We start from the raw sequence: 392 nt of genomic DNA, 5'->3' as shown, positions 1-392 counted from the left end.
TTCGATCGCCATACGAGCATTCAGGAGTAATAATCATTAAAGTCTGTGGCATGCGGTCACAATTCGCTTTACGTAGCCCGCCAGCTATTTGACGCAGGGCACTGGAAGCGATGTATGGGCAATGCAAGCATCCTTCATATGTGCCTGAACGTGGCCGACGCCACAGCATCGATCGCGTTCTACGAGCAGTTCGGCTTCGAGGAGTCCTGGCAGTTCACCACGCCCGACGGCGAGACGACGAACTACTACGTGGCCGACGACAGCGGCGTCGAACTGCAACTGGCAGAAACGGACGGGGAGACGAGCTTCGAGATGGGGTCCGGCTGGGACCACCTCGCGCTCGGCGTGGACGATGTCGACGCGACTGTCGAGCGTATCGACCACCGCGGCGT

Annotated in this window: 1 protein-coding gene; it reads left to right on the top strand. The window is 59.2% G+C overall.

Features of this window, described 5'->3' with window-relative positions; genetic code table 11:
- Positions 1–114: 114 nt before the first annotated feature.
- Positions 115–392: VOC family protein (locus FY251_RS22095; RefSeq protein ID WP_148417031.1), on the top strand; the 278-nt coding region annotated here is incomplete at its 3' end.

This window comes from Haloferax sp. KTX1, assembly GCF_902410085.1.
Lineage (GTDB): Archaea > Halobacteriota > Halobacteria > Halobacteriales > Haloferacaceae > Haloferax > Haloferax massiliensis.
The sequence above is the reverse complement of the archived record's forward strand: the minus strand, read 5'-3'. Positions and strand labels throughout refer to the sequence as shown.